Origin of the sequence: Streptomyces sp. NPDC057271, from assembly GCF_042668715.1 — a bacterium.
Classification (GTDB): domain Bacteria; phylum Actinomycetota; class Actinomycetes; order Streptomycetales; family Streptomycetaceae; genus Streptomyces.
The window spans coordinates 1-4,403 of the sequence record NZ_JBHUYJ010000208.1 but is presented as its reverse complement, the minus strand read 5'-3'; the positions used below and the strand labels follow the sequence as shown (position 1 = coordinate 4,403).

The 4,403-nt window shown below is 65.7% G+C and carries 2 protein-coding genes and 2 pseudogenes; 1 reads left to right on the top strand and 3 read right to left on the bottom strand.

From position 1 onward, the window contains the following. The first annotated feature begins 305 nt into the window (after positions 1 to 305). On the top strand, positions 306 to 1,283 hold the full coding sequence (locus ACFUJR_RS38820; RefSeq protein ID WP_383181088.1) for a hypothetical protein: 978 nt from the start codon (positions 306 to 308) through the stop codon (positions 1,281 to 1,283). Between the two features lie 56 nt (positions 1,284 to 1,339). Here ACFUJR_RS38820 and ACFUJR_RS38815 read toward each other — a convergent pair. The 3 genes and pseudogenes from ACFUJR_RS38815 to ACFUJR_RS38805 all read right to left on the bottom strand — a co-directional run. Further along, positions 1,340 to 2,770: pseudogene (locus tag ACFUJR_RS38815) on the bottom strand (Helicase associated domain protein); the annotation flags it as partial. Positions 2,771 to 2,865: 95 nt separating this feature from the next. Further along, positions 2,866 to 4,134, bottom strand: a complete 1,269-nt coding sequence (locus ACFUJR_RS38810; RefSeq protein WP_383181085.1) for a hypothetical protein — start codon at positions 4,132 to 4,134, stop codon at positions 2,866 to 2,868. Positions 4,135 to 4,179: 45 nt separating this feature from the next. Further along, positions 4,180 to 4,314, bottom strand: a pseudogene (locus tag ACFUJR_RS38805) (hypothetical protein); the annotation flags it as partial. Positions 4,315 to 4,403 lie beyond the last annotated feature (89 nt).

The following is a 4,403-nucleotide window of genomic DNA, read 5'->3' as shown; positions in this document are numbered from 1 at the left end:
GGCGACGCCACCACCAGGCCCGATCCCAGACCAGCCACTACCAGCGACAAGCCGCCCAGACATGAAGATCGCGATCTACAGCTGGAGTACTAGGCTTCCCACCCGTAACTCCAGCCCGCGGGATGGACGACGCCGCGATTCACGAGGAGTTCGACAGTTGCGCGCCGGCGCCGCCACGCCGACCGTTGCTACGCAACGACGTCCGGCGGGACGCCGGAGAGGGCCACCGGGTTAATGCGCTGCGGGGCTGACCGCACACTTTCTAAAGTTCTGTCGTGGCCTCAAGTGATTACATCCTCCAACTCGTGCGGCAGGCGCTGGACGACTTCGACGACAAGCCCCTGGAAGTCTCGGTTCGGCGCGCAGTACGAATCGCCAACCTGGTCAGCGACACCAAGCACGCGATCCGCCTGTCCCTTGAACTACGGCCCACAGGGGGTGACCGGCAGAGCAATGGCGAGACCTCCCGCATGCTCATGGCGGACCCCTCTACCTGGGGATCTGCCACGGGGCCTGCCGAGCAGGCCCTCACCCAGTACATGAACGACCGTAAGTTCATCAAGGACGACACCGGCCAGGAAGCGGTGGAGGCTCACTCGCTGACGGAGCTCGAGTTCTGGGACCAGGAACTCCGTGAGCTCAAAGAGAGCGGTGAACGCATCGACTACAAGCACGACCTGGCATCCAGGGAACGGTCTCGACGAATAGTCGCCCGCACGCGTCACCTGACCTTCGCCCTGCTCTGCTCGTGGGAGCGCCGCTTCGGCTACACCAGCATCAACGAGTCCATCTTCGGCGGCTACCGCGTTAAGGTGGACAAACTCCTGGCCGAAGGCGTGCCTGATCTCCTCCAGCAGTTCAACGCGGTCTACCGGCGGCTCCAAGAAGCAGCCGAAACCTCCCCCGACCGGGATGCAGCAGAGGAGCTGTCGCAGGCCATCACGACGTGCCGCCGCATCCTCAAGGCCGTCGTCGACCACGTACTACCGCCGCAAGACCAGGCATCGGCCACGGGCCATCCCCTGGACGACGCCCACCACCGCAACAGACTGTTCGAGTTCACCAAGCAGGCGATCGAGAGCAAGTCGAGCAACAAGCTGACCGACGTCATGATCGCTGGCCTCTACGAGCGGTTCGTAGCCGTAGACACCATGACCAACAAAGGCGTCCACGCGGCCGTGGCCTTCGAAACGGCCAATCTGTGCGCTCTTAACACCTACATCATCTGCGGCGAGATCATCAGCCTGCATGACCTTCAGGGAGATGCTTCCGACGCCAGCTGACCAAACGACAAAGCGGGCCGGCAGAGTTCTCCGACAGTCCGTGCTGGTCAGCGTCATCACGCCCAGTCCACGTCCAGTTTCGCGAGAGCGTCCAGTTGTTCCTGGGTGAGTTTGTCCCGCCTCGATTTGGTGTTCGAGACCCATACGCCCAGCTTGACGGCCATGGGCTCGGTCTCGCCGTCGACTGTGATCTCTTCGCTGTGGCCGCGCGGTACAGGCCGGTGGGCGCCTTCCCGCTCCACCCACTGGGCGAGGGCCGCGAGGCCGCGCTGGAACGCCTGCTGCGCCTTGCTCGGGCCCTTCGTCGTACCCTTGGCCGCCGGGGCGGGAGACGGCGCCTCAGTGGGCTTGATGCCCAGCCTGGACAGCCGCTCCTGCTGCTCCGTCGACAGCTGCGCCCAAGCGGCCGGCTGCTTCTGCCTCTCCAGCCACCGACCGATGTCGTCGCCGTCCATGAGCACGCCGGGTGCGATGTCGGGCAGCTGGCCGTCGGCGTCGACGAGGTCGGCGAGCACCCGGTAGTGGCGCTGCCAGTCCAGCGGCCACGGGCAGTCCCAGTCCGGGTCGATCTCCGTCAGCTGCGCCGCGCGCACGGCGGCCCGCTCCGGGCCCTTGCCCAGGCCGTTCTTCGCGCCCTTCCGCCGGAGGTTGGCCATGTGCTGCCCGACGGGTACCATCGCCTCGCCCTCGCCCCACACCGCGTCCTGACGCGGCGCGAGGTGCCCGGTGGCCCGCCGGTAGGACCGGAGCACGGCGAGCTTGGACTCCCACGCTTCCTCGCCCGGCTCCCAGACCATCCCGGCCTCCGGCGCGTCCAGGAGGACCTTGCGCCGCTCCTCCAGCTCCCCTGCCCGCAGTGCCTTGCGCTGCTGGTGCACCCACCGCCCCAGCGGAAACGCCTTCGTCGCCCAGACCTCGACCTCGACGTCGTAGGGCACGGCGTAGACGCCGGTGATCTCGTGTTCCGCCCGCCACCGCAGCAGGGCCTGGTAGCCCTCCAGCCACACCAGCGACTCCGGCCGGTACACCCGGGTGCGCAGGAAAGCCGCGATGGTCGCCGCGTCCCGGGGAGAGGAGAAGTGGAGCAGGGCCGACTCGGCAGCGGCGTCGGTGTCGTGCTGCTCCTGGTCCTCGCCGTCGCCCTCGCCGCCGGCCCCGACGATCTGACCGTCCTCATCGCGCTGGAGGTGGACCTTGCGCTTGCCGCTGGTGAGCGCGCGGGAGGCGAGCTGCTCAACCAGACGCTCATCATGCGAGCGCAGGCCCTGAAGGACCGCTACAAGGGGGCGGAACGAGGCGCTGGCGACCATGTCGGTCGGGTCCTCGCCGGGCTCCAGGAACACCGGCACGATGATCCTGGCCACCTTCGTGCTGCCGTCCTTGTTGAGCCTCAGCGCCCGGCCGATGTTTTGCACGATCTCCACCTGCGAGCCGCGGGTGTCCGCGAAGCAGATCGCTTCCACTCCCCGCTCGCCGGTGATGTCCATTATCTACAGGTGGGGAAGTGTGAGGGACGTTTGCTGCGCTTGCCCGAGCGGGCGAGCGGCTCCACACCGCCGACGCTGCGCTCTGGTTTGGCCGATCAATGATCGATGTCGTCGAAGAGGCTGCGATGCGAGCCGGAGGGCTGGTGTCTGCCCCGTTGCCCACCGTCATCTTCCACAGCGTCAGGCTCCCAGCCGTCGTTGCTGGGTGGCCTAGACCGGCGCTCGTCGTTATAGAAGTCGCGTGCATGGTCGAACTCTGCGGATGTCTCGTAATCGTCCCGCTTTTCAAAAGCCAGGGAGTAGTAGAACAGAGCGCTCTCGACGGGGTCGTCATCGTCTCCAGTGGCGTCCGAGAGCCAGTCGCTAACCATGTCGTCAAGTACGGGAACAAGCTCTTGGCGCACGTGTTCGAAAAGATGCTCACGCTCCTCGTCAGTGAGGAGGAGGTGCCAGACTTTCTTCTGCCAGTCCCGGTCCTCGATCCAGGAAGCGTCCGGGCCGGAGACGGCCAGCTCTTTCATGCGCTCAATGGCACGTTGCCGAATGTCTTCTGTCAGTAGGCCAGCCTGGTGGAGCCGTGCGAGTACGGTCGTCCGGGTGTCGTACTGGGCGGGGGAGTGAAACTTGACGATCGTTTCGCTCAGCTGCGGGTCTGCAGTCATATAGGCGCGCAGGAACGTGTCGGAGCCGCGGTACACCAAATATGCCAGGACGGCTTCTTCCGGAGGCAGATGGTGTTGCCATGATGCGAGGCGGCTGTAGGGGCGGGCTCGCACGGCGGCCAGACATTGCGCTGCCTGTTTGTAGAGCGAGGGCGGAATACGCAGGAGTGTGCCGTCGCGCTGCTCGCTGTTGCGGTCGAGACAGTCGGTGCGTGACAGAAGAGCCTGGTCGGTCATGCCGGTGAGAACGACCGGCAGCAGGTGTGGCTGGGTGGCCAGCCAGGCGGCGAAACCTTCTCGAAGAGTGGGGTGGTGGAACGCCCAGTACTCCTGTCCATCGGATGACGTGTTGAGGCGGAGGAAGGTACCGGTCAGTGCGGTTAAGGCTTTGCTGACGCCGCCCTGTGTGGAGCCGGCTCGCTCGACGATGTCGCGGTCGCCAGCATCGAGGGCGATCGGGATTGGCAGGCCGGGCAGCGTCTCGTCTCGGGCCGTTGCATACGTGAGCGCGAGCGCTGCGTGGGCGTGCGGGTCCAGCTGGTCGTAGACATCGCTGAGCAATTGCTGGGACTGAGCCATGAATGCCGTGATGCCCTGCCGTGTCAGAGGCAGTTTGGAAGTGAACGCCTGCAGCCCCAAACGACGCGCAGCCTCGGGGCGGAAGGGGGCGGCGTCGGCTGCTGCTTCCAGGTGAGGCTTCATTGGGGCGCGTACATCTTGAGGATGGTCGCCGGCGGAGAGGTGGTTGTACAGGATCTGCTGCCGCTCTTCACGGGTGAGGTCGGCGACGTCTATGGTGACCTGCTGTTCGTGTAGCCGGGGATAGGAGTACGGCTTCAGCAGCGGGCGGGCTTCGTTGTAGATGTAGCTGCGGGATGCGATCTCTCGGGTTGGTGTCGGTGGGGGTGAGAGCCGGTCGTGCTGGTCCAGGGATGGGTGTTGCGGGGCTGGTCAGTGGGTGTTTGTGGGTG